This window comes from Tropicimonas sp. IMCC6043, assembly GCF_004146235.1.
In the GTDB taxonomy this organism is placed as follows: domain Bacteria; phylum Pseudomonadota; class Alphaproteobacteria; order Rhodobacterales; family Rhodobacteraceae; genus Tropicimonas.
Genome location: NZ_SELO01000192.1, coordinates 1 through 318, shown reverse-complemented (window position 1 = coordinate 318; position 318 = coordinate 1). Strand labels below are relative to the sequence as shown.

Sequence of the window (318 nt, the reverse complement as noted above, 5' to 3'; positions counted from 1 at the left end):
GAAGTAGGCTTTCGAGCCAGTTGGAGGATGAAGGAATGCCCCAGAAGAAGCACAAGCCCGAGGAGATCGTCGCGAAGCTACGGCAGGTCGACGTGTTGGTGTCGCAAGGACGGTCGGTGGCCGAGGCAGTTCGGTCGATCGGCGTGACGCAGTTCACCTATTACCGGTGGCGCAAGGAGTTCGGCGGTCTTAAGACGGACCAGGTGAAGCGGTTGAAGGAGTTGGAGAAAGAGAATGAACGGCTTCGCAAGGCTGTCTCCGATCTGACGCTCGAGAAACTGATCTTGCGGGAGGCGGCCTCGGGAAACTTTTGAGCCC

At 58.5% G+C, this 318-nt stretch carries 1 pseudogene; it reads left to right on the top strand.

The features are described 5' to 3' along the window. Positions 1–35 precede the first annotated feature (35 nt). Positions 36–305 (top strand): annotated as a pseudogene (locus EU800_RS26355) (transposase); the annotation flags it as partial. Positions 306–318 lie beyond the last annotated feature (13 nt).